The 21,874-nt window shown below is 62.1% G+C and carries 23 protein-coding genes and 1 pseudogene; 5 read left to right on the top strand and 19 right to left on the bottom strand.

Annotated features, from left to right (window positions below; all coding sequences use genetic code 11):
- Window positions 1–17 precede the first annotated feature (17 nt).
- The 4 genes from RID42_02295 to sdhC are packed head-to-tail and all read right to left on the bottom strand — an operon-like array spanning window position 18 to window position 3,381.
- The gene (locus tag RID42_02295; protein ID MEQ8246490.1) at window positions 18–794 is read right to left on the bottom strand and encodes a succinate dehydrogenase iron-sulfur subunit; all 777 of its coding nucleotides are present in this window, start codon (window positions 792–794) and stop codon (window positions 18–20) included.
- Between the two features lie 17 nt (window positions 795–811).
- Window positions 812–2,602: a succinate dehydrogenase flavoprotein subunit gene (gene sdhA, locus RID42_02290; protein MEQ8246489.1), complete on the bottom strand. Its 1,791-nt coding sequence runs from the start codon at window positions 2,600–2,602 to the stop codon at window positions 812–814.
- Between the two features lie 6 nt (window positions 2,603–2,608).
- Window positions 2,609–2,989, bottom strand: a complete 381-nt coding sequence (sdhD, locus tag RID42_02285; GenBank protein MEQ8246488.1) for a succinate dehydrogenase, hydrophobic membrane anchor protein — start codon at window positions 2,987–2,989, stop codon at window positions 2,609–2,611.
- On the bottom strand, window positions 2,986–3,381 hold the full coding sequence (gene sdhC / locus RID42_02280; GenBank protein MEQ8246487.1) for a succinate dehydrogenase, cytochrome b556 subunit: 396 nt from the start codon (window positions 3,379–3,381) through the stop codon (window positions 2,986–2,988). Before sdhC ends, sdhD begins: the two co-directional genes overlap by 4 nt.
- A 164-nt stretch (window positions 3,382–3,545) precedes the next feature.
- On the opposite strand from sdhC, the gene pdxY reads away from it, so the two are divergent.
- Window positions 3,546–4,400 (top strand): pyridoxal kinase, encoded by an 855-nt coding sequence (gene pdxY, locus RID42_02275; protein ID MEQ8246486.1) that lies wholly within the window; start codon window positions 3,546–3,548, stop codon window positions 4,398–4,400.
- Here the strand turns inward: pdxY and RID42_02270 are convergent.
- The 9 genes from RID42_02270 to ffh are packed head-to-tail and all read right to left on the bottom strand — an operon-like array spanning window position 4,384 to window position 12,117.
- Entirely contained in the window at window positions 4,384–5,406 is a 1,023-nt protein-coding gene (locus tag RID42_02270; GenBank protein MEQ8246485.1) for an aspartate-semialdehyde dehydrogenase, read from the bottom strand. The genes pdxY and RID42_02270 overlap by 17 nt on opposite strands.
- Before the next feature lie 22 nt (window positions 5,407–5,428).
- Window positions 5,429–6,538 carry a 3-isopropylmalate dehydrogenase gene (gene leuB / locus RID42_02265; protein ID MEQ8246484.1) on the bottom strand — a complete coding sequence of 370 codons (1,110 nt, stop codon included), beginning with the start codon at window positions 6,536–6,538 and terminating at the stop codon, window positions 5,429–5,431.
- A gap of 13 nt (window positions 6,539–6,551) precedes the next feature.
- A complete protein-coding gene (leuD, locus tag RID42_02260; GenBank protein ID MEQ8246483.1) occupies window positions 6,552–7,151 on the bottom strand; it encodes a 3-isopropylmalate dehydratase small subunit in 600 nt (199 codons plus the stop codon).
- 11 nt (window positions 7,152–7,162) lie between these two features.
- Window positions 7,163–8,575: a 3-isopropylmalate dehydratase large subunit gene (leuC, locus tag RID42_02255; protein MEQ8246482.1), complete on the bottom strand. Its 1,413-nt coding sequence runs from the start codon at window positions 8,573–8,575 to the stop codon at window positions 7,163–7,165.
- A 22-nt stretch (window positions 8,576–8,597) separates the two neighbouring features.
- Window positions 8,598–8,999, bottom strand: a complete 402-nt coding sequence (gene rplS / locus RID42_02250; protein ID MEQ8246481.1) for a 50S ribosomal protein L19 — start codon at window positions 8,997–8,999, stop codon at window positions 8,598–8,600.
- 2 nt (window positions 9,000–9,001) lie between these two features.
- Window positions 9,002–9,760, bottom strand: a complete 759-nt coding sequence (gene trmD / locus RID42_02245; protein ID MEQ8246480.1) for a tRNA (guanosine(37)-N1)-methyltransferase TrmD — start codon at window positions 9,758–9,760, stop codon at window positions 9,002–9,004.
- Window positions 9,753–10,250: a ribosome maturation factor RimM gene (gene rimM, locus RID42_02240; GenBank protein MEQ8246479.1), complete on the bottom strand. Its 498-nt coding sequence runs from the start codon at window positions 10,248–10,250 to the stop codon at window positions 9,753–9,755. The genes trmD and rimM overlap by 8 nt, the downstream gene beginning before the upstream one ends.
- A gap of 30 nt (window positions 10,251–10,280) precedes the next feature.
- Window positions 10,281–10,709, bottom strand: coding sequence for a 30S ribosomal protein S16 (gene rpsP, locus RID42_02235; GenBank protein MEQ8246478.1), 429 nt, complete (start codon window positions 10,707–10,709; stop codon window positions 10,281–10,283).
- Between the two features lie 37 nt (window positions 10,710–10,746).
- On the bottom strand, window positions 10,747–12,117 hold the full coding sequence (gene ffh, locus RID42_02230) for a signal recognition particle protein (protein MEQ8246477.1): 1,371 nt from the start codon (window positions 12,115–12,117) through the stop codon (window positions 10,747–10,749).
- 197 nt (window positions 12,118–12,314) lie between these two features.
- Here ffh and dapF point away from each other — a divergent pair, with 197 nt between their 5' ends.
- From dapF to RID42_02210, 4 genes and pseudogenes are all read left to right on the top strand, one after another.
- Window positions 12,315–13,166, top strand: a complete 852-nt coding sequence (dapF, locus tag RID42_02225; protein MEQ8246476.1) for a diaminopimelate epimerase — start codon at window positions 12,315–12,317, stop codon at window positions 13,164–13,166.
- A complete protein-coding gene (gene mtaB / locus RID42_02220) occupies window positions 13,163–14,401 on the top strand; it encodes a tRNA (N(6)-L-threonylcarbamoyladenosine(37)-C(2))-methylthiotransferase MtaB (protein ID MEQ8246475.1) in 1,239 nt (412 codons plus the stop codon). Before dapF ends, mtaB begins: the two co-directional genes overlap by 4 nt.
- Before the next feature lie 10 nt (window positions 14,402–14,411).
- Window positions 14,412–15,338, top strand: a pseudogene (ftsY, locus tag RID42_02215) (signal recognition particle-docking protein FtsY).
- A gap of 64 nt (window positions 15,339–15,402) precedes the next feature.
- Window positions 15,403–15,990, top strand: coding sequence for a septation protein A (locus RID42_02210; GenBank protein MEQ8246474.1), 588 nt, complete (start codon window positions 15,403–15,405; stop codon window positions 15,988–15,990).
- Window positions 15,991–16,060: 70 nt separating this feature from the next.
- Here the strand turns inward: RID42_02210 and RID42_02205 are convergent, their stop codons facing one another.
- The 6 genes from RID42_02205 to ccmE all read right to left on the bottom strand — a co-directional run bounded on the left by RID42_02205 (window position 16,061) and on the right by ccmE (window position 21,874).
- Window positions 16,061–16,369: a hypothetical protein gene (locus RID42_02205; GenBank protein MEQ8246473.1), complete on the bottom strand. Its 309-nt coding sequence runs from the start codon at window positions 16,367–16,369 to the stop codon at window positions 16,061–16,063.
- A gap of 377 nt (window positions 16,370–16,746) precedes the next feature.
- Window positions 16,747–18,402: a c-type cytochrome biogenesis protein CcmI gene (gene ccmI / locus RID42_02200; protein MEQ8246472.1), complete on the bottom strand. Its 1,656-nt coding sequence runs from the start codon at window positions 18,400–18,402 to the stop codon at window positions 16,747–16,749.
- Between the two features lie 18 nt (window positions 18,403–18,420).
- A complete protein-coding gene (locus RID42_02195) occupies window positions 18,421–18,903 on the bottom strand; it encodes a cytochrome c-type biogenesis protein CcmH (protein MEQ8246471.1) in 483 nt (160 codons plus the stop codon).
- Window positions 18,891–19,436 carry a DsbE family thiol:disulfide interchange protein gene (locus RID42_02190; protein ID MEQ8246470.1) on the bottom strand — a complete coding sequence of 182 codons (546 nt, stop codon included), beginning with the start codon at window positions 19,434–19,436 and terminating at the stop codon, window positions 18,891–18,893. Before RID42_02190 ends, RID42_02195 begins: the two co-directional genes overlap by 13 nt.
- Window positions 19,437–21,434: a heme lyase CcmF/NrfE family subunit gene (locus RID42_02185; GenBank protein ID MEQ8246469.1), complete on the bottom strand. Its 1,998-nt coding sequence runs from the start codon at window positions 21,432–21,434 to the stop codon at window positions 19,437–19,439. It abuts the gene before it with no gap.
- On the bottom strand, window positions 21,431–21,874 hold the full coding sequence (gene ccmE / locus RID42_02180) for a cytochrome c maturation protein CcmE (GenBank protein ID MEQ8246468.1): 444 nt from the start codon (window positions 21,872–21,874) through the stop codon (window positions 21,431–21,433). The genes RID42_02185 and ccmE overlap by 4 nt, the downstream gene beginning before the upstream one ends.

Genomic DNA, 21,874 nt, shown 5'->3' with positions numbered 1-21,874 from the left:
CGACCGGGTAGCCGGCCCTAGCGGCGCTCCTGCATCAGCTTCTTGGTCTCCGCGATCGCCTTTGCCGGATTCAAACCCTTCGGACAAGCTGCGGTGCAGTTCATGATGGTGTGACAGCGATAGAGCCGAAACGGATCTTCAAGATCGTCAAGGCGTTCGCCGGTGTATTCGTCACGGCTATCAGCGATCCATCGGTAGGCTTGGAGGAGAACGGCTGGCCCCAAATAGCGGTCGCTGTTCCACCAATAGCTCGGGCAACTGGTCGAGCAACAGGCGCACAAGATACATTCCCATAGGCCGTCGAGTTCGGCGCGTTCTTCGCGCGACTGCAGCCGCTCCCGAGTCGGCGGTTCGGATTCGGATTGCAGCCAAGGTTTGACCGAGGCGTATTGGGCGTAGAAGTTCGTCATGTCCGGGACGAGATCCTTCACCACGTTCATATGCGGGAGCGGATAGACGTTGACGTCCTTCTTCACGTCTTCAATGGCCTTGGTGCAGGCGAGGGTGTTGGACCCATCGATATTCATGGCGCACGATCCGCACACGCCTTCACGGCAGGACCTGCGGAAGGTGAGCGTCGAGTCCATCTCGTTCTTGATCTTGATCAGCGCGTCCAAGACCATCGGGCCACAAGTGTCGAGGTCGACCTCATAGGTATCGACCACGGGGTTCTTCCCGTCGTCCGGGTTCCACCGGTAGACCTTGAAGGTACGGACACGCGTCGCGGTTGCCGCTGCCTTAACGGTTTTGCCGGTGCCGATCTTGGAATTGCGGGGAAGCGAAAACTCAGCCATCGATGCTCCTGCCGGCTCTAGTAAACCCGCGCCTTCGGCGGGAAATAAGAAACGTCGTCGGTCAGCGTGTACTCGTGGACGGGCCGGTAGTCGATCGTCACTTTGCCCGAGTCGTCGTAGCGTTCCATCGAGTGTTTCATCCAGTTCTCGTCGTCGCGGTCCGGGAAGTCTTCGCGAGCGTGCGCGCCGCGGCTTTCTTTCCGGTTCGCGGCACCATGCATGGTGACCACCGCTTGCCCGATCATGTTGTCGAGTTCCAGGGTTTCGACCAAATCGGAGTTCCATACCATCGAACGATCTGTCACGCCGATGTCGGCCATGCTCTTACGCACGTCGTCAATCAGTTGCTTGCCCTCTTCCAGAACCTCGCCGGTCCGGAATACGGCACAGTTGTTCTGCATCGTGCTTTGCATATTCGCCCGGATCTGGGCGGTCGGCGTGCCGCCGCTGGCGTTGCGGAAATGGTCGAGCCGGTGCAGCGCCTTATCCAGGCTGGCCTTGGGCAATGTCCGGTGTCCGGCACCAGCCTTCACCACTTCGGCGGCGCGGTTCGCGACGGCACGGCCAAATACAACGAGGTCGAGCAACGAATTCGATCCTAGGCGGTTTGCACCGTGGACGGAGACACAGGCAGCCTCGCCGGCTGCCATCAGCCCCGGAACGAGCGCGTCCGGGCTATCGGCAGTGTTGTTGATGACTTCGCCGTGATAGTTCGTCGGAATGCCGCCCATGTTGTAGTGGACGGTAGGCAAGACCGGGATCGGTTCGCGGGTCACATCGACGCCGGCAAAGACCTTGGCGCTTTCGGCGATACCGGGAAGGCGTTCACCGATGATCGCCGGGTCGAGGTGGTCCAGGTGCAAGTAAATGTGGTCCTTCTTGGCACCGACGCCCCGGCCTTCGCGGATTTCGATGGTCATTGAGCGGCTGACCACGTCGCGCGACGCGAGATCCTTTGCATGGGGGGCGTAACGCTCCATGAAGCGCTCTCCCTCGCCATTGACGAGATAGCCGCCCTCGCCGCGCACCCCTTCGGTGATCAGCACACCCGCGCCGTAAACGCCGGTTGGGTGGAATTGCACAAATTCCATGTCCTGGAGGGGGAGACCTGCCCGCAGCGCCATGGCGTTGCCGTCACCCGTGCAGGTATGCGCGGACGTGCAGGAAAAGTAAGTGCGCCCATAGCCGCCGGTCGCGAGCACCGTCATGTGCGAGCGGAACAAGTGGAGGCTGCCATCGTCAAGGTTCCACGCCAACATACCGACGCAACTGCCATCCTCGTCCATGATGAGGTCGAGCGCGATGTATTCGATGAAGAACTCGGCCTTGTGTCGAAGGCTTTGCTGATAGAGCGAATGCAAAATGGCGTGGCCGGTACGGTCGGCGGCGGCACAGGTGCGAAGCGCCGTCCCTTCGCCGAAGTTCGTCGTCATCCCGCCGAATGCGCGTTGGTAGATCTTGCCGCTGTCGGTACGCGAGAACGGAACGCCGTAATGTTCCAACTCGATCACCGCTGCCGGGCCCTCTTTGCACATATATTCGATGGCGTCTTGGTCGCCGAGCCAGTCGGACCCTTTGACGGTGTCGTACATGTGCCACCGCCAGTCGTCGGCCCCCATGTTGCCGAGCGCGGCGGAGATGCCGCCCTGGGCCGCGACGGTGTGCGAGCGCGTCGGGAAAACCTTTGTGACGCAGGCCGTCTTGAGGCCTTTTTCAGCCATGCCGACGACGGCGCGCAGGCCTGCGCCGCCGGCCCCGACGACGACGACGTCATACAGGTGTTCGGTAATGGGATAGGCTTCACTCATACTCTGCTAGTTCCCGAATGCGACGAAAAGGACGGACAGCCCGCTGGCAACCCCGACGACCAAGCACGCGCCCGACATTAGCATCAGGGAGGCAACCTTGATCATCTCGCTGTGGACGTAATCCTCGATCACGACCTGAAGCCCGAGCTTGAGGTGATAGAACGTAAAACCGATCGTCAGGAGAAGGAGGCCGGTGACCACCGGGTGTCCGATCCACGCCCGCACTTCGTCATACGAAGCGCCGGTCATCACGATCAACGAAACCACGAACCATAGGGAAAGCAAGACCAACGCCAGCGCGGTGACCCGTTGGTGCCACCAATGCTGCGTTCCTTCCTTCGCGGAACCGAGGCCGCGGACCCGTCCGAGAGGCGTTCGGAGGCTCATAGGCTCCCCCTGACGGCATAGGCAACCACCCACGTCGCGGCGGTCAATACGAGCGTCCCGAGGAAGACGGCGATGCCGCTTGCCCGCGCCGTACTGAGCTCGAAACCCTTGCCAGCGTCCCAAAACAGATGGCGGATGCCGTTACAGAAGTGAAACGTCAGCGACACGGTGAACCCCAGCAGAATGACGCGCCCGAGGATGCTGCCCAGGAAGGCCTGCGCATCGGCGAACCGGTCAGGACCGGCCGCCGCCGAAATCAGCCAGTACGCCATCAATAGCGTTCCCAGACCCAATCCGACGCCCGTAATCCGGTGCAGGATCGACAGGGTCATCGATATCGGCCACCGGTAGATCTGGAGGTGGGGAGAAAGAGGGCGATCATGCACACTCATCGGCGCGACCTTTCAGCCTCGTGATAGCAACGAAGGACCGGATTCGGTCCGTGATGATTGGCAGATTTGTTGCCAAAATGAGGCGCCGATTAGAAACCGGGCCCCGCGGCAAGTCAATCGAACGCGACCGATTTGCAGCGCCGATATGCAAAGGATGTTGAGTTTTGGCGACCCTGTCCTTTCAATCCGCTGTCGTCGCAGGTTTCGTCGGCAACAGCGCCGCTAGCTACGCGTTCACGCTTCTTGGGCAGGCACTCTGGCCAGTGCCCACAGTGCTCTACTCGAACCACCCGGCGGGCCGCGGTCACGCGGGCGAGGTCGTTTCGGCGGCGCTGGACGGGCGCATTGTCGCGGCACTCGAAAAGAACGGTCTCATGGCCGAAGTCGGACAGGTTCTCACCGGATATCTCGGGCACGCGGATCAGGCCGATGTCGTGTTGGCCGCCCTCGCATCGTCGCGTCGGCTCAATCCCGGTGTCCGCTACATTTGCGATCCGGTCCTGGGAGACATGGGGTCAGGCCGCTACGTCGCAGCGGAGATCGGCCACGCGATTCGCGGCCGGCTGGTGCCGGCGAGCGATATCGTCACCCCGAACCATTTCGAATTGACGTATTTGCTCGGCGCACCGGCGACGACCGCCGCCGCCGTTTGGGCCGCCGCCGCGCGTCTCCAGGCGTTAGGCCCGCAGACGGTCGTTGTCACCTCGGTAGTCACGGCAGAGACCCCGCGCGACCGGATCGATACTTTCTTATTAGAGGGCACGTCGGCTTGGGCGATTCGGACCCCGCGGATCGATACGCCCGCGCACGGCGCCGGCGATCTGTTGACGGCGCTACTGGCCGCCAGATTGGCGGCGGGCGAGCCCAGCACGGTTGAGGCGTTGTCGCACGCGGTATCTTCGGTATACGGCGTCTTGCTGCAAACCGGTTGTAGTGCCGACTTGGCGCTGCCGGCGGCGGGGCACGAGATCCTCACGCCGACGCACCTCTTTCAGGCGGTCCCTACGCGGCCTTTTTAAGGAAGCGGTTGATCAGCGATTCTGCGATTTGGACGGCATTGAGGGCGGCCCCCTTACGCAGGTTATCCGAGACAACCCAAAGGTTCAGGCCGTTCTCTACCGTCGCGTCTTCGCGAATCCGGCTGACGAAGGTTGCGTAGTCGCCGACACAATCGAGAGGCGTGATGTAGCCCCCGTCCTCAAGTTTGTCGACGACCATGAGGCCGGGCGATTCGCGCAAAAGTGCGCGGGCTTCGGACGCCGACAGCGGTCGGTCCAGTTCGAGGTTGACCGCCTCGGCGTGGCCGACAAAGGTTGGGACGCGGACGCAGGTCGCGCTCAATTTGATCTTGGGGTCGAGAATCTTTTTTGTCTCGACCATCATCTTCCACTCTTCTTTCGTGTAGCCATCCTCCATGAAGACATCGATGTGGGGGATGACGTTGAAGGCGATTTGTTTGGTGAACTCAACCGGCGTAACCGGGTCGTTCACGTAGATCGCTTTGGTCTGATTGAAGAGTTCGTCCATGGCTTCTTTGCCGGCGCCGGACGTGGATTGATAGGTCGATACCACCACGCGTTTGATCCCGGCGGCATCGTGGATCGGCTTGAGGGCGACAACCAACTGCGCGGTCGAACAGTTGGGGTTGGCGATGATGTTCTTGCGGGTGTAGCCGGCGATCGCATCGGCGTTGACCTCGGGCACGATGAGCGGGACGTCGGGGTCCATCCGAAACTTGGAGGAATTATCGATAACGACGCACCCTGCGCGCGCGGCCTTTGGCGCATACTCCTCCGACACCGGCGATCCCGCCGAAAACAACGCGATGTCGGTGCCCGCGAAATCGAAGTCCTCCAGCGCCTGTACCTTGAGGCGCCGGTCACCAAAGGCGGCTTCCTTCCCGACCGATCGGCGCGACGCCAAGGCCACGACTTCGGCCACCGGAAACTGCCGCTCCTCGAGAATATTCAGCATCTCGCGACCGACATTTCCCGTCGCGCCGACGACTGCGATTTTGTAGCCCATCATCCAAACTCCGTTCACGGCTCTAGGCGGCGAGCGCATCCAATTGGGACAGTACCGCGTCGCCCATACCGGTCGTCGATACCTTGGTTTTCCCAGGCTGCATGATGTCGCCGGTCCGAACTCCTGAATCGAGGACGTTTGCCACGGCTTGCTCGATCAAATCGGCCTCGACCGACAGTGCGAAGGAATACCTCAGCAACATGGCAAAGCTCATGATCTCGGCGAGCGGATTGGCGATGCCCATGCCGGCGATATCCGGCGCACTCCCGTGACAAGGTTCGTAGAGCGCCGGCCGTCTACCCTGCGCATCCGGCGCGCCAAGCGATGCCGAGGGTAGCATTCCGATCGACCCGGTCAGCATCGCCGCCTCATCTGACAGCATGTCGCCGAACAAATTGTCGGTCACGATGATTTCGAACTGTTTGGGCGCGCGCAGCAACTGCATCGCGCAAGCGTCCGCGAGCATATGGCTGAGTTCAACGTCAGGATATTCGTCACGGTGGATCTGGCTGACAACCTCGCGCCACAGAACGCCGGTTTCCATCACATTCGATTTTTCGACCGAACACACCTTGTTGCCGCGCTGCCGACCGAGATCGAAGGCGACGCGGGCGGTCCGGGCGATTTCCTGGGTCGTGTAGATTTGCGAATCGATTGCCCGCTTGGATCCGTCGGGCAAGGTGGTGATTTCCTTCGGCTCGCCGAAATACACGCCGCCGGTCAGCTCGCGGATGATCATGATGTCCAAGCCGGAGACCAACTCCATCTTCAGGCTCGAGGCCTCTGCGAGTGCCGGGAACACATAGGCCGGCCGCAGATTCGCGAAGAGGTCAAGTCGCTTGCGCAGCCGCAACAAGCCGTTCTCCGGCCGCAGTTCGCGCGCGACTCCATCCCATTTCGGCCCGCCGACCGAGCCGAACAGGATCGCATCGGCGTCGACCGCCTTTTGCATGGTCGCGTCGGTGAGAGAGGTCCCGTGGGCGTCGTAGGCGGCGCCGCCGACCAAGTCTTCTTGGATGTCGAAGGCCAACGAGCGTTTGTTGGAAAACCAATCGACGACCCGCAACGTTTGTTCAACGCATTCCGGGCCGATGCCGTCGCCGGCCAACACCAGGAGCTTCTTGTTGTTCATGCCAGCAGGACTCCTATAGCCAAGGGCGTTCGGTGCCGAGGCGTTCCTCGTAGGCGCCGATGTCGGCCTCGTGCTCAAGCGTCAGTCCAATGTCGTCAAGCCCGTTCAGCAGGTTGTGCTTGCGGTTGGGTTCGACGTCGAAGCGGACCTCCGAGCCGTCGGCGCGGCGGACGACTTGCTTGGCGAGGTCGACCGTGAGAGTGGCGCCCTGTTGCGCGTCCTTCATCAAGGTGTCGCGGTCGGCGGCGGACACGACGACTAGAAGAATGCCGTTCTTGGCCGAGTTGTTGAAGAAAATGTCCGCGAAGCTGGTGGAGATGACGCAGCGAATACCGAAATCCGCGAGCGCCCAGGGCGCATGCTCACGGCTCGAACCGCAACCAAAGTTGTCTCCAGCGACGATGATCTTCGCATTCCGAAAGGGATCTTGATTCAAAACGAAGTCCGGTTTTTCGGCGCCTTTGTCGTCGAAGCGCATGCGAAAGAACGCAACTTTTCCAAGGCCCGTCCGCTTGATCGTTTTCAAGAACTGCGCCGGGATAATCATGTCGGTGTCGATATTCTTGAGCGGCATCGGCGCGGCCGTGCCCTTCAAAATGTCAAACTTTTCCATGGTGCGATCCGTTAGTTGGCGAGGTCGCGGACATCGGCGAGGTGGCCGGTCACGGCGGCCGCCGCGGCCATCGCCGGGCTAACCAGGTGGGTCCGGGCGCCGGTGCCCTGGCGGCCTTCGAAGTTGCGGTTGGAGGTCGACGCACAGCGTTCGCCGGCACCGACTTTGTCGGGGTTCATGCCAAGACACATCGAGCATCCCGGTTCGCGCCATTCCCAGCCGGCGTCGAGGAATATCTGGTCTAAACCCTCTTCCTCGGCTTGCTGTTTGACGAGGCCCGATCCCGGCACAACCAGGGCGATCACGCCCGGGGCCACCTTGCGGCCCTTGGTGATTGCGGCGGCGCTGCGCAGGTCCTCGATACGGGCATTGGTGCACGACCCGATGAACACGCGGTCGACCTTAATGTCGGTGATCGGTGTTCCGGGGGTCAGGCCCATGTAATCGAGGGCGCGTTCGATCGCGACCTTTTTGGCGTCGTCCTTGGCGTCGTTCGGGCTCGGTACGCGGCCGGTGACCGGGGCGACGTCTTCCGGGCTCGTGCCCCAAGTCACCTGGGGAACGATATCGGACGCGTCGATCGTGACCTCTTTGTCATAGGTCGCGTCGGGATCCGAGCGGAGGGATTCCCAGTAGGCGACGGCCTGTTCCCATTGGCCCGCCTTCGGCGCCATCGGGCGTCCTTTGACGTAGGCAAAGGTCGTCTCGTCCGGGGCGATCAGGCCCGCGCGCGCGCCGGCCTCGATGCTCATGTTGCACACCGTCATGCGCGCTTCCATCGATAGATCGCGAATGGCCTGCCCGGCGTACTCGATGACATGTCCGGTGCCGCCGGCCGTTCCGATCTTGCCGATAATGGCAAGGATCAAATCCTTCGCCGTTACCCCGTTCTTCAGGGCGCCGGTGACCGTGATCCGCATGTTGGCGGGGCGCTTCATCAGCAAGGTCTGGGTGGCCAGCACGTGTTCGACTTCGGACGTGCCGATGCCGAAGGCCAGGGCCCCGAAGGCGCCATGGGTTGCCGTATGGGAGTCGCCGCAGACGATGGTCATCCCGGGCTGGGTCAATCCCTGTTCCGGACCGATGATGTGGACGATTCCTTGGCGAATGTCGTCGATCGGAATGTAGGGGACGCCGAAGTCGGCAACGTTCTTTTTCAGCGCATCGAGCTGAATGCGCGAGTCTTCGTCCTTGACGGTGGACAGTCTGTCGGCGGTCGTCGGCACGTTATGGTCGGGGACCGCGAGGGTTCTGGCCGGGCTGCGGACTTTACGTCCAGCCAAGCGCAGGCCCTCGAAGGCCTGCGGGCTTGTCACTTCGTGGACGAGGTGACGGTCGATGTAGACCACCGCTGTCCCGTCATCCAGTTTCTTGACCAGATGGGCGTCCCAGATCTTGTCGAATAGAGTGCGTGCATTCGCCATAACGCTTCGCCTTCGCTTGGAGCTATTTGTTCGGGGCCTCTTCCTTGGCGGTGCCGCCGGCTGGGCGACGGTCGTCCCGCTTCTCGGCGATACGTGCACGTTTGCCTGTGCGACCGCGTAGGTAGTAAAGCTTCGCGCGACGAACGTCGCCGCGGCGGACGACCTCGATGCTGGCGAGTTGCGGCGAATGCAGTTGGAAGATTCGCTCGACACCTTCGCCGTAGGAAATCTTACGGACTGTAAAGGCGGAATTGAGGCCCCGGTTCTTGCGGGCGATACAGACGCCCTCGAAGACCTGAACGCGTTCGCGTTCACCTTCGACGACCTTGATGCTGACACGCATCGTATCGCCCGGGCCGAAGTCAGGAACGTCTGTGCCGCGACGCTCCACGTGTTCTTTTTCAAGCTGTTCGATAATGTTCATGGCTAGATCCTTGCCTTTCTGCATTCGGCGTGCCGGTGCCAAAGATCCGGTCGCCGCTGTTTGGTGATTTGGTCTGCTTGGCTTCTGCGCCACTCACGAACCCGTTCGTGATGTCCCGAAATCAGGACGTCGGGCACCGCCATCCCTTCCCAAACTCTGGGTCGGGTGTAATGGGGGTATTCCAAGAGGCCGTCCTCGAATGATTCCTCCGAGAGACTCTCCTGATCGCCGATAATGCCCGGCTGCAGCCGAACGACGGCGTCGATCAGCGCAATAGCCGCCGGCTCGCCGCCGGAAAGAACAAAGTCTCCGAGGCTGATTTCTTCGATGTGCCGGGCTTGGAGTACGCGCTCGTCCAGGCCCTCGAATCGACCGCAAATCAGCGTGACGACGTCGGCGGCGCCGATCTCCCGAACGAGTTCCTGCGTCAACGGCGCGCCGCGCGGCGTCAGATAGATTTGTTTCCGCGACTCGGATGGTCGCCGTTCCACCGCATCGTCGAGAGCGCGGGCGACGACATCCGGTCGGATCACCATGCCCGGTCCGCCGCCAAACGGCGCATCGTCCACCGTGCGGTGCTTGTCGGTTGCGAAGTCGCGCAGATCGATCACATCCAGGGCCCACAGCCCCGTCTCCAACCCCTTGCCCGCCAAAGACAAACCGAGCGGACCCGGAAAGGCCTCGGGCAGAACAGTCAGCACTTGCGCCGTCCATTTCGGCGACCCGCCGGTGCCGGCATTGCGGTTTGTCGCGTCATTCATGACGCACCTCGATCTCCGCGGGGAGCGCAACAACGATGCGGCGACTTACATCGATCTCGGGAACGCAGTCATGCGTGAAGGGCACCATCAAGGTTGCCCCGCCGTCGGCCGGTTCGATCTCGACAATGTCGCCGGCGCCGAAATTATGCATCGCCAGTACTCTACCAATCGGGCGGCCTTCGGGGTCGACGGCGTCGAGGCCGACGAGATCGATGAGGTAGAACTCGTCGTCTTCGGTCGGCGGTAGTGCGTCGCGGTTGACGAACAGGGCGGTGCCGCGAAACGCCTCGGCGCTGTCGCGCGAATCGACACCGGCAAAGTGCGCGACAAAGGTATCCCCTTTGAGCGGTTTTGCCCGGTCGATCCGGTATTCCTGCGTGCCTTGCTCATCTTCGAACATTTTGTACGAACCAACTGCCGCGAGGTCTGCGCCGAACCACTTCACCACGACATCGCCGCGGATGCCGTGGGCTCGGGTGACGACCCCCATCAGGACTCTCTCTCGCGTTTCCTGCGCCAACTATTCCGCCTGGGGCGCGCCCTCTTCGCTCGCCGGCGCTTCGGCGGCGGGTGCGTCTTCCTGCGGCGCGGCTGCGGCTTCGGCTGCGGCTTTTGCTGCCTCTTCGGCTGCCTTCAAGCGTTCCTGAGCTTTAGCCTTCGGCTTGCTCTTCTCCACGCTGTTCCGCGGCGCCGGCATAGCGATGATCTCGGCCTCGCCAAGAAAGCGCGCGACTCGTTCCGTCGGCTTCGCTCCATTATCAAGCCAATACTTGACCCGTTCGGCATCAATCTTGACGCGATTCGGATCGGTCTTGGGCAGGAGTGGGTTGTAGGACCCGACCCGTTCGATGAACTTGCCATCGCGCGGGCTACGCACGTCGGCAACGACCACGCGATAGTAGGGGCGTTTCTTGGCGCCGGCTCGGGATAGGCGAATCTTCGTTGACACTTTGCTGCTACCTCTTGATTGCTGAAACGATCAGGAACTAATGCGGAAATTGTTGCGGCGGAATCAGGTTGCGCAGGGCTTCGGGCGACAGTCCTTTGCCCTTTTTCCCAAGCTTCCCGACCTTCTTCATCATGGTTGAAATCTGTTTGTACTGTTTGAGGAGTCGATTCACGTCTTGGATTTCGACGCCTGAACCGGCAGCGATCCGGCGCCGCCGCGAACCGTTGAGAACGCGGATGTCGCGCCGCTCCTGCGGCGTCATCGAGCCGATGATGGCTTCCTGTCGGCGTAGCAAGCGGTCGTCCATCTGCGACTCGGCCATTTGTTTCTTGGCTTTGGCGACGCCCGGCAGCAGGTTCATCAAGCCGCTCATGCCACCCATCCGTCGCATTTGCCGGAACTGGTTGGCCATGTCGTCTAGATCGAACTGCCCCTTTAGGAACCGTTTCTCGAGGGCCGCGGCTTCGTCGGCGTCGATCGTCTCTTGCGCCTTCTCGACCAAGCTGACGATGTCGCCCATACCGAGGATGCGCGAAGCGATCCGGCTGGGATGGAATTCTTCCAATGCGTCGAGCTTTTCGCCCGTGCCCATGAACTTGATGGGGCATCCGGTGACGGCGCGCATGCTCAAAGCGGCACCGCCCCTGCCATCGCCATCGACGCGGGTGAGCGCAATGCCGGTCAGGCCGATGCGTTCTTTGAATTCCCGGGCGACGTTGACCGCGTCCTGACCGGTCAATGCGTCGGCGACCAACAGGGTTTCCGCTGGGCTTACCGCGTCGCGAATGCCCGCGACCTCGTTCATCAGCGCGCCGTCGATGTGAAGACGTCCGGCGGTATCGAGAATCACGATGTCGAATCCCTGCAGCTTGGCGGCTTGCATGGCCCGGCGGGCAATATCGAGCGGCATCTGCCCCTCGATGATGGGAAGGGTCGGTACACCGCTTTGTTCGCCTAGGACCCGCAACTGCTCTTGCGCGGCTGGCCGGTAGACGTCGAGAGACGCGAGGTAGACTTTCTTTTTGTCCCGTTCCTGGAGCCGCAGCGCCAACTTGGCGGCGGTCGTCGTCTTGCCCGATCCTTGCAACCCGACGATCAGGATCGGGACCGGCGGATTGGCGCGCAGATTGAGGCCCGCGGACTCGGCGCCCAGCATTTCGACCAAATGGTCGTGGACGACCTTGATCACCATCTGGCCTGGCGTGACGCTGCGCAGAACCTCCTCGCCGACGGCCTTCTTTTGCACCTCGGCGATGAAGTCTTTGACGACCGGCAGGGCGACGTCGGCCTCCAGCAGCGCAACCCGCACTTCGCGGAGCGCCTCCGCAACATCGCTTTCCTTCAGTGCGCCGCGGTCCTTCAGCTTGGCTAGGACGGACCCGAGGCGCTCTTGCAGGCTCTCAAACATCAAATCTCATCGCGTAGGCCAAACGCCAAAAACGCCAGTGCGCGAACCTTCGCGGACTGGCGGACCGGCGTGGACCGGGTTTACGGCTAAAACCGTAGTGAACGGCGCGGACCATACGCCCGGGGCCAAACCCGGTCAAGGATCGTGGTTGTGGGAATACCTTGGATTTTCAGCGGTTTGAGCCATATAACCCCGGCATGGGCGCGCTGAACTTCACCAAAATGCACGGTTTGGGCAACGACTTCGTCGTGATCGACTCGCGCGGCAAGGCCTTACAGCTGCCAGAGGACCGCATTCGGGCGCTTGCAGACCGGCACAGGGGCATCGGTTTCGACCAGATCATGATCATCGGCGACTCGGACAATGCCGATGCCGGTCTCGTCATGGCCAATGCGGACGGGGCGGCGGTTGGAGCTTGCGGTAATGGAACCCGGTGCGTCGGCGCGGTCCTGCTCGACGAACTCCAACTCGATGTGGTTTCCATTGAGACCGCGACCGGCATTGTGACGGCATCGCGCGGCCCCAACGGCACCACAACCGTCGACATGGGGCCGGCCCGCTTGGCGTGGCAAGAAATTCCGTTGGCCCAGGCGATGGACACGCTGCATCTCAGGCTAGAGATCGAAACCGATGCGGGCCCGCTCCGCGATCCGGTCGGCGTCAACATGGGCAACCCCCACGCCGTGTTTTTCGTCGACGATCCGCACCGCTACGACCTGGGGCGATTTGGCGCGCGCCTGGAGCGCGACGCTCTATTTCCCGAAGGGGCCAATATCAGCCTAGCGGCTGTCACTGGGGACGATATCGCCTTGCGAGTTTGGGAACGTGGGGCGGGGCTTACACTGGCATGTGGAACTGCGGCATGCGCAACGTTGGTTGCGGCGGTGCGGCGCGGCCTGTGCGGCCGCGAGGCATCGGTCCATCTGCCCGGCGGCGCGCTCGGAATCGTCTGGCGTGCGACGGACGATCACGTCCTCATGTCGGGCCCGGTGGCGATCAGTTTCTCCGGCACTGTCGACCCGGATCGGCTTGAATTGGTGCCGCGATGATCGATGTCATCACCTTTGGCTGCCGCCTCAATGCCTACGAATCCGAGGTCATTCGCCGCAGCGCGGCGGCGGCCGGTTTAGCCGACGCGGTCATCGTCAACACCTGTGCGGTCACCGCGGAGGCCGAGCGCCAGGCGCGCCAAGCCATTCGCAAGGCCCGCCGTGAACGGCCCGGTGCAAAACTCGTTGTCACCGGGTGTTCGGCGCAAATCACGCCTGAGCGCTATGCCGCGATGGACGAAGTCGATGCGGTCATCGGCAACCAGGAGAAGTTGTCCCCCAAAGCATTCGCCGACCTCGAGGTTGCGCCAACGGTCGGCGACATCATGGCCGTCAGCGAAACCGCGGGGCATCTCATCGAGGGATTCGAGGGCCGGTCGCGCGCGTTCATGCAGATTCAAAACGGTTGCGACCATCGGTGCACGTTTTGCATCATTCCTTTCGGTCGCGGCCCTTCACGCAGCGTCACTGTGTCCGATGTTGTCGCGCAAGCGAAGCGGCTTTACGACAACGGGTACCGGGAAATCGTTTTGACCGGTGTCGACATTGGCGACTACGGCAAAGATCTCGAGCCCAAAGGCAATATTGCAGGATTGGTCGCGGCGCTGTTGCAGTCGCTGCCAGAAGACATGCGCGTCCGGATCACATCGATCGACCCCGTCGAAGTGAGCGCGGCGCTCATCGACCTCTATGCGCGAGACGCAAGGTTGCTGCCGCACTGGCACCTCAGCGTGCAGTCCGGCGACGACATGGTGTTGCGCCGCATGGCGCGCCGTCATCGGCGGGCGGATGTCCTGTCGGTCTGCTCGGCACTCCGCGCGGCGCGTCCCGATACCGTGATCGGAGCCGATTTTATTGCCGGTTTTCCCACCGAGACCGAGGAACAGTTCGCCACGACGCTTGCCGTCGTGGCCGAGGCCGACCTCGCCTTGCTCCACGTGTTTCCCTACTCCGAGCGCGCGGGTACGGCGGCGGCAACCATGCCGGGCTGGCCCAAAGCCATTCGCCGCGCCCGCGCCGCCGATCTTAGAGCCGCGGGCCAACGTCAGCTCTCCTCGACCCTTGATCGTTTCGTCGGTCGGCGCGTCGATGCGGTCGTTGAAGGGCCGAATGTCGCCCGTACCGATCACTTCCTGCCGGTGGCGATCGAGACGCCGGCGCCGCCGGGTCACCGCGTGGCGGTATCGGTCACCGGACATACCGGGGACACCCTCCTTGGCGTGGTCCATGGCTGAGGCTGTCAAACGGGGCTGGATGAGCCGGCTTCGGGACGGGTTATCCCGTTCGGCGGGAACCTTGAGTCAAGGGATTGGCGGGATTTTCAGCGGACGGAAGCTCGACCGGGCAACGCTGGAAGAGCTCGAAGACCTATTGGTTTCGGCCGACATGGGTATTGATGCGGCGCGGCGGATTGTCGGTGCCATCGCTGCGCGCCGTTACGATGGCGACGACGCGGCCAAGGTACGCCTGTTGGTTGCCGATGAAATCGAGAAAATCCTGACGCCGGTTGCCGTTGCGCTAGAAACGGATCCCTCGCGGGCACCTTTTGTCGTCCTGGTCGTCGGCGTGAACGGTACAGGTAAGACGACGACAATCGGCAAGCTCGCGAACCTGTTGGTGTCCCAGGGACGTTCGGTCGCGATTGCGGCCGGTGACACGTTCCGTGCCGCGGCGATCGATCAACTGAAAGTATGGGGTCAACGGGCAGGCGTTGAAGTGTTTGCCAAGGACGTCGGGGCCGACCCCGCGGGGCTAGCGTTCGACGCAATGGCTGAGGCAAAGGCGAACAAAAAAGACGTTCTCCTAATCGATACCGCCGGACGCCTACAAAACAAGGCTGGCTTAATGGCTGAGCTTGAAAAAATCGTTCGAGTCGTAAAAAAGCAAGATGCAAGCGCACCCCATAGCGTCCTTCTGGTTCTCGATGCGACGACCGGTCAAAACGTGCTCAGTCAAGTCGACTTGTTTCGCCAGGCTTGCGACGTCAGCGGTTTGATCATGACTAAACTCGACGGTACGGCCCGAGGCGGCGTCTTGGTCGCGGTTGCCGAGCGCTTCGGCCTGCCGGTGCATGCAGTTGGTGTCGGAGAAGGCATCGACGATCTCCGACCGTTCGAGGCCGGTGCGTTTGCACGGGCGCTGGTTGGGGCGGAGGAGACCCGTTCGCCTTGACGTGCCGCCGCCGTACTATCCGTTGCCACAGCCTTGGCAGCGGCATTTCAACCAAGGGGCCCGTATGATGGATCGCTCTGAAAATGGCCGCACCCTCGGTCCTCTACCACGCTTCGCCCTCGACCTTGGGCCGTTGGCGGTCTTTTTCGTCAGCAATGCGCGGTGGGATATCTTCGTCGCGACTGCGGCATTCATGGCCGCGATCACGATTGCCCTCGGTGTGTCCTACACGATCGAACGCCGGCTACCGCTCTTGCCGATCATCACGGCGGCTGTGGTCCTGATTTTCGGTAGCCTCACGCTGATCTTGAACGACGAGCTATTCATCAAGCTCAAGCCCACCATCGCGAACTTTCTCCTCGCTGCGGTTCTGTTCGTGGGCCTTGCCCTACGACGGCCATTCCTAAAGATCGTGCTCGGGGCGGTTTTCAAACTCGACGACATCGGTTGGCGCAAACTGACTTGGCGCTGGGCTTGGTTTTTTGTCGTCTTGGCGATTCTCAACGAATTGGTGTGGCGCAACCTATCGACGGATGCCTGGGTCAATTTCAAAGTATTCGGAATCATGCCGCTGACGATAGCTTTCAGCCTGTCGTTGCTGCCGCTGCTCCAGCGTCATGCGGTAGAACCCGAAGCGTCATCCGACCGCTAACGAGGGTGCGTCGCGACACAAAAAAAGGCGCCTCTGGGGCGCCTTTGGTCGACGGTTTGTTGGCGGGCGCTTAGACCCGAAGATCGAGCCGGTCGCCGGGTTGCGGGTCGCGGTCTTCGCGCTCACGTCGACGGTCTTCTTGGGCCGCACGTACCGCTTCGTCTTCGGCCTCGTTGCGCGCGCGAATCTCGTCGGTGCGTTCGCGGCTATCGATCAAGGTTGTCGGCTGGCGATCGCCGCCGTCATCGGGCTCTTCGGTTTCGCGAACCGGGCGGGCGGTCTGTTGGTCCTGGACCCGGCGAGACACTGCCTCGCCCAGAGCTGGACCTGTAAAACCGACCGGTGTGGGGCTGACGCCCCCGAAGCCTATTTGAACCATCGCGAATTAACCTTAATGACTGCGCTAGTGTCGGCCAAATCGTTCGATACTGTCAATGTTGGGGTGTCCCGCCGGATTTCAAGGCGTGGTCCACCGCGCCGCCCGGCCAATCCCATATTGGTACAGGCGGAGGCCCCGTATTGGAACGAATGCCGGTCCCGGGGACTCGCGTCGGAAAAATTTACCTATAAAAATCAAGGGGATATCGATGCGCAGGGCGACGCTTTCGCTTGGTATGGAGTTTGCTGGTTAGGGGGGTGTTGGGGCCGGCGGTTCGGGCCTTAACGGTGTATTTTTCGACCGCAAATTACGGAACGATCCCCCAATACGTCCGTAATCGAAGGAGGCGCATCGTCCCTGGTGCGCCTTCTCTTCGTTTAAGGGGTACCCAACTCTCGAAGACGTCGTTGAACGATCGCCCGGGCCTCGGCGCCCGGTTCAAGCGACTCAAGCAAACGCGTCCAATGCCGCCGCGCCTCTTCGCGGTTATCCCGTTCGGCTTCTCCCAAACCGACGAAATACAGCGCCTCCGGGTTGCCCCGCTGGATTTCCAGAACGCGGCGATAAAGGTTGAAGGCTTGCGTCGGCAGGGGCGCATCGGATTCGGCCTGGTTGACGACTGACCGGGCAAATAGCTGCAAAATCTCGACGTCCTCGGGAAAATGGTCGAGGGCCTTTTCGTAGGACTGCTGCGCGAGGGCGATTTTTCCCAGAACCTCGTAGGACCGCGTCAGCCGCAGCCACCCTTCCCTGTCCAGGGGGGCGTCTTCAAGCCGCGCCGCGAGACTCGCGACCATGCCCTCGATCATTTCTTGCTGCGCGGCGTCAGGCTGGCCCGAGGGAGTCGGGGATTCTGCCCTGTTCGGGCTGGCCGCTTGGCGTGGTTCACGCTGACCGGCCGCCTGTTCGCGGACGCCGAGTGCCCGCGCCTCGGCGTCGGCGGCCTTCGCCGTTTCGCCGAGGACGCGGTAGGACCGGGCAAGGCGCTCCCATCCCTCGGCATCGTTGGGGTTTTCCTCGAGGCGCGCGGCCAGGCCCGCGACCATGCCGCGGATCATTTGATCGCGGTCCTGGGGCGACATTTCTTGCGCCGCTTCGACGTCTTCGCGACTCGGCCCGCGGGCGCTTTGGGCCAGTGCCGGTGCCGGTGCGCGCCCCTCGGGGAGAACCGACGCGAGATCGACGTCTAGATCTTTGGCAGCGGCCTGCAGTTGTTGCATCAACATCGGTCGCCACGGGGCGTCCACCGGTGTGTCGCCGGCCAAATTGAGCCAGTCGTCGAATGCGGCGCGCAGGTTGCCCGCCTGTGCTTGCGCCAGCGCGAGATAGAACCGTGCTGCGGGGTCGGAAGGATCCAAGGTGAGTGCGTACCGAAACGCCGTTTGGGCGGCCTCGGTCACCGTGCCGGCGGCGGAAAAGACGATAGCCTCGCCAAGAAACGATCGGACCGCACCGTCCTCCGGCCGCAGCTCAATCGCCTTTCGGTAGGCATCGATCGCGCGCAATGGTTCCTGCGTCACCATGTAGGAACGCCCGAGCAAAGCCCAGCCGTCGAAATCGTCGGGCGCCGCCTCCAGACGAGCGATCAACCGAGCAATCGACTGTTGTAGGCTCGCCATGGTTTCGGGGTCGCGGATCCCGTCCGCAGGACGGTCCGGGGCGGCGACGGTAGCGCCAACTAGGCTCGGATTACCACGCCATAGGTAGATCGGCCCGGCGACAAGCGGAACCATTAGAAGCACACCGACCGCGACGGCAAGATTGCTCCGTCGGCCCCTTACGGGGGCGGTTGGGTCGGTCGCACCCCGTTCGGCCAAGAGAATTCGACGGCCGATCTCTGCGCGGGCAGATGCATACTCGGCGGCACTGATCAAGTCGCGCTCGCGCTCGCGATCGAGTTCCGCCATTTGGTCGGCAAATACGGCAAGGTCATGGTCCGCCGTCGTGCTCTGGGGTGCCCGGGCATTCAAGGCCGGGAGCGCAATGGCGACGACAGTCGCGAGCAAAATCAATGCGATAACAATCCAAATCATTGTGCGGCTCGCAACCGCTCAGGTCCGGTCATGGAGTATGGCCGCGAGGCGGGCCTCCTCGTCGTCGCTCAACGGGTCCAGCTGTGCGGCGTCCCGTTTTCGCCGGCGCACGACGAACAAGGCAACCCCGAGCAAGATGGCGGCGAGGATTGCGAAGGGGGCTCCCCACAGAACGACGGTGCTCGCTTTCAAGGGTGGTCGCATCAAGACCCAGTCGCCGTAGCGGTCAACGAGATAGGCCCTCACTTCGGTGTCGCTGTCGCCTGCCGCAACGCGCTCGCGCACGATCGTTCGAAGTTGGCGCGCGAGTGTCGCGTTGGAATCAGAAATTGCTTGGTTCTGACAGACGAGGCAGCGGATATCCTTGTTGAGTTGCAAGGCGCGTTGCTCGAGGACGGGGTCGGGTAGGGCCTGATCGATGTATTGCGCAGCAGCTGGACTTGCCAGAACGGCGAAGACAAAGGCGAACAAAGCGAGGCGGCGCATATTTATCCGTTGCATGGCACGTGCCGCTCCCCGCGCAAGCGCGGCAGGATCTCTTTTTCCAGAACCGTTCGGGTCATCACGCTGATGTGCTTGTATTGGATGCAGCCGGAGCCATCGACGACAAAGGTTTCGGGCACCCCATAGACTCCCCAATCGATCGAAACCCGCCCGGTGATATCGGCGCCGGTTCGATCGTAAGGGTCTCCGAAGGTCTCAAGCCAGCGCGCCGCATCCTCGGGCGTGTCGCGCTGGTTCAGGCCGTAGATCTTAATATCGGTTGTCCGCGCTAATTCCATAAAGAGTGGATGTTCTTCACGGCAGGGGCCGCACCACGACGCGAAGACGTTGACTAGGACGGGGGTGTTTAGCTTCAAGTCCGCACTCGACAGTCCTGCCGTTCGGCCCTGCACGGGGGGGAGATCGAACACGGGAACCGGTTTTCCAATAAGCGCAGAGGGAATTTCGCGCGGCTTTAACGTGAGGCCAACACCGAGTGCGACGGCGAGCGCGGCAAACCCTAGGATGGGCAATAGGAAACGCAGCCGCATCTAGTTTGCCCGCTGGGGCGTCGGTATCTTTGCGGCGCTCGTTGCTGTCCGTCGTGCCGGCGCGCCGACCCGTAGTCGACGGTCGGTCAACGAAACCAGTCCGCCCAATGCCATGAGAAGCGCGCCGATCCAAAGCCAATTGATCATCGGCTTGTGATAGATCCGGGCGGCGTAGCCGCCGTCGCCGTTCGATTCGCCGACAACTGCGTAGAGGTCGCCGAAGTTATGCGGGCGAATGGCGGCTTCGGTCGTGACCATCGGTGGGTCGGTGAAACGGCGCGTCTCGGGCGTCATCACGTCGATGAGTTTGTCGTCCTTGTAAATGCGGAAGGTCCCCCGGACAGCGTCGTAGTTCGGTCCGCGCACCGGAACGACTCCATCGAACTCCAACTCGTAGCCGGCGATCTCCGCCCGGTCCCCCGGTCGCATGATTTGCAGTCGCTCGGTTTCCCATGAAAGGGAACCTGCAATGCCGAGGATGGCGACGCCCAGTCCGGCATGGGCGATGGCGCCCCCCCAGGCCGAACGGGGCAGATTGCGGGCACGCCGCAGCGAGTCGGGGAACGGAAGGCGGAACAACTTGGTCCGGTCGCCGATGTCGCTGGCGGCGCCAACCACCAGCCATGTGCCCAGCGCGATGCCAAGAACCGCCAAGATCGGGTCGAAGCCGGAGAAATACAGCGTCATTAGGGCAATCGCGATCGTTGCGGCCGCAGCGATCTTGAGGCGGCCGAGCGTCCCCGCGAGGTCCGCTCTTTTCCAGGGCATCATTGGGCCGATTGCCATGACCGCAAGGAGCGGGACCATCAGCGGCACAAAGGTCGCGTTGAAGAATGGCGGACCGACCGTGACTTTTTCGCCAGTGATTGCATCGAGGAACAGCGGGTACATCGTCCCGATCAAAACCGTGGCGGTCGCCGCTACCAGCAGCAAGTTGTTTAGCACCAAGGCGCCTTCGCGGCTCACCGGCGCGAAGATTCCACCGCCTTTGAGGGACGGTGCGCGCCAGGCGTATAGCGCCAGCGACCCGCCGATCGCCACAACGAGGAAGGCGAGGATGAAGATGCCGCGTTCCGGATCGGTGGAAAAGGCGTGCACGGATGTCAGGACGCCCGACCGGACGATGAACGTGCCGAGCAGGCTGAAGGAAAAGGTCAGTATCGCGAGCAGAACGGTCCACGACTTTAGCGAATCGCGTTTCTCCACCACGATAGCGCTATGCAGGAGTGCGGTGCCGAGTAGCCACGGCATGAAGGACGCGTTCTCGACTGGATCCCAGAACCACCAGCCGCCCCACCCCAGTTCGTAGTAGGCCCACCAGCTCCCCATCGCGATGCCGATCGTCAATGCTGTCCAGGAGGCGAGGGTCCATGGCCGCACCCAACGCGCCCAAGCGGCATCGACCTTGCCTTCGATCAGTGCGGCGACGGCAAACGAAAAGGCAATGGAAAATCCGACATAGCCGAAATAGAGAAACGGCGGGTGAAAGGCGAGCCCAGGATCCTGTAGCAATGGGTTCAGTCCGTTGCCCTGCGCGGGGACGGGAAAGACCCGTTCGAACGGATTCGATGTGAAAACGAGGAGCAGCAGAAATCCAACGCCGATCAACCCTTGAACGGCGACGACGCGGGTGCGAAGCGAAAAAGGCAAGTTGTTGCCGAGGACGGCGACACCGGCGCCGAACGTCGCCAGGATCAACACCCATAGCAGGAGCGAGCCTTCGTGATTCCCCCATACGCCGCTGATCTTGTAGAGCAGCGGTTTGTCGGTATGGGAGTTCTGCCAGACGTTGAGAACGGAGAAATCCGAGGTCACGAAGGCGTGGGTCAGTGCGACGAACGCGAAGGCAACCAGGAAGAAATGCACTGTTGCCGTGGGCCGCGCGACCGCGGTCAGGGACGGAATGCGAAGTTGCGCGCCGATCAACGGCAGGGTGCCCTGCACGATGGCGACGATGAGCGCCAAGATGATCGCAAAATGCCCGAGCTCGGCGATCACTCCGAACCACCTTTCCATTTGCCGCTCTTTTTCAGCGCTTCGGCGACTTCCGGCGGCATATAATTTTCGTCGTGTTTTGCCAGGACGTTGTCGGCAACGAAGGTGCCGTCGGCGTTGAGATGGCCGTCGGCCACGATTCCCTGACCCTCGCGGAACAGGTCGGGCAAGATTCCGGTATAGGCTACCGGCACCGCGCGATTCAGATCGGTCACTCTGAAGGTGGTGGTCAATCCGTCCGCGGATTTGGCGACCGACTCTTCTTCGACCAAGCCGCCTAGTCTGAAGCGCCGATCCTGCGGGACTTCTTTCGCATACACGTCGGTGGGGCTGTTGAAGAAGACGAGGTTGTCCTCGAAGGCGGCCAAGGCCAAGGCGACCGCGACGGCGAGTGCGGACATCCCGGCCAGCACGAAATACAAGCGGCGGCGTTTCGGTCTCAT

The sequence above is a fragment of the Alphaproteobacteria bacterium genome (genome assembly GCA_040216735.1).
Classification (GTDB): Bacteria; Pseudomonadota; Alphaproteobacteria; order SHVP01; family SHVP01; genus CALJDF01.
This window is presented reverse-complemented; position numbering and strand designations above follow the sequence as displayed.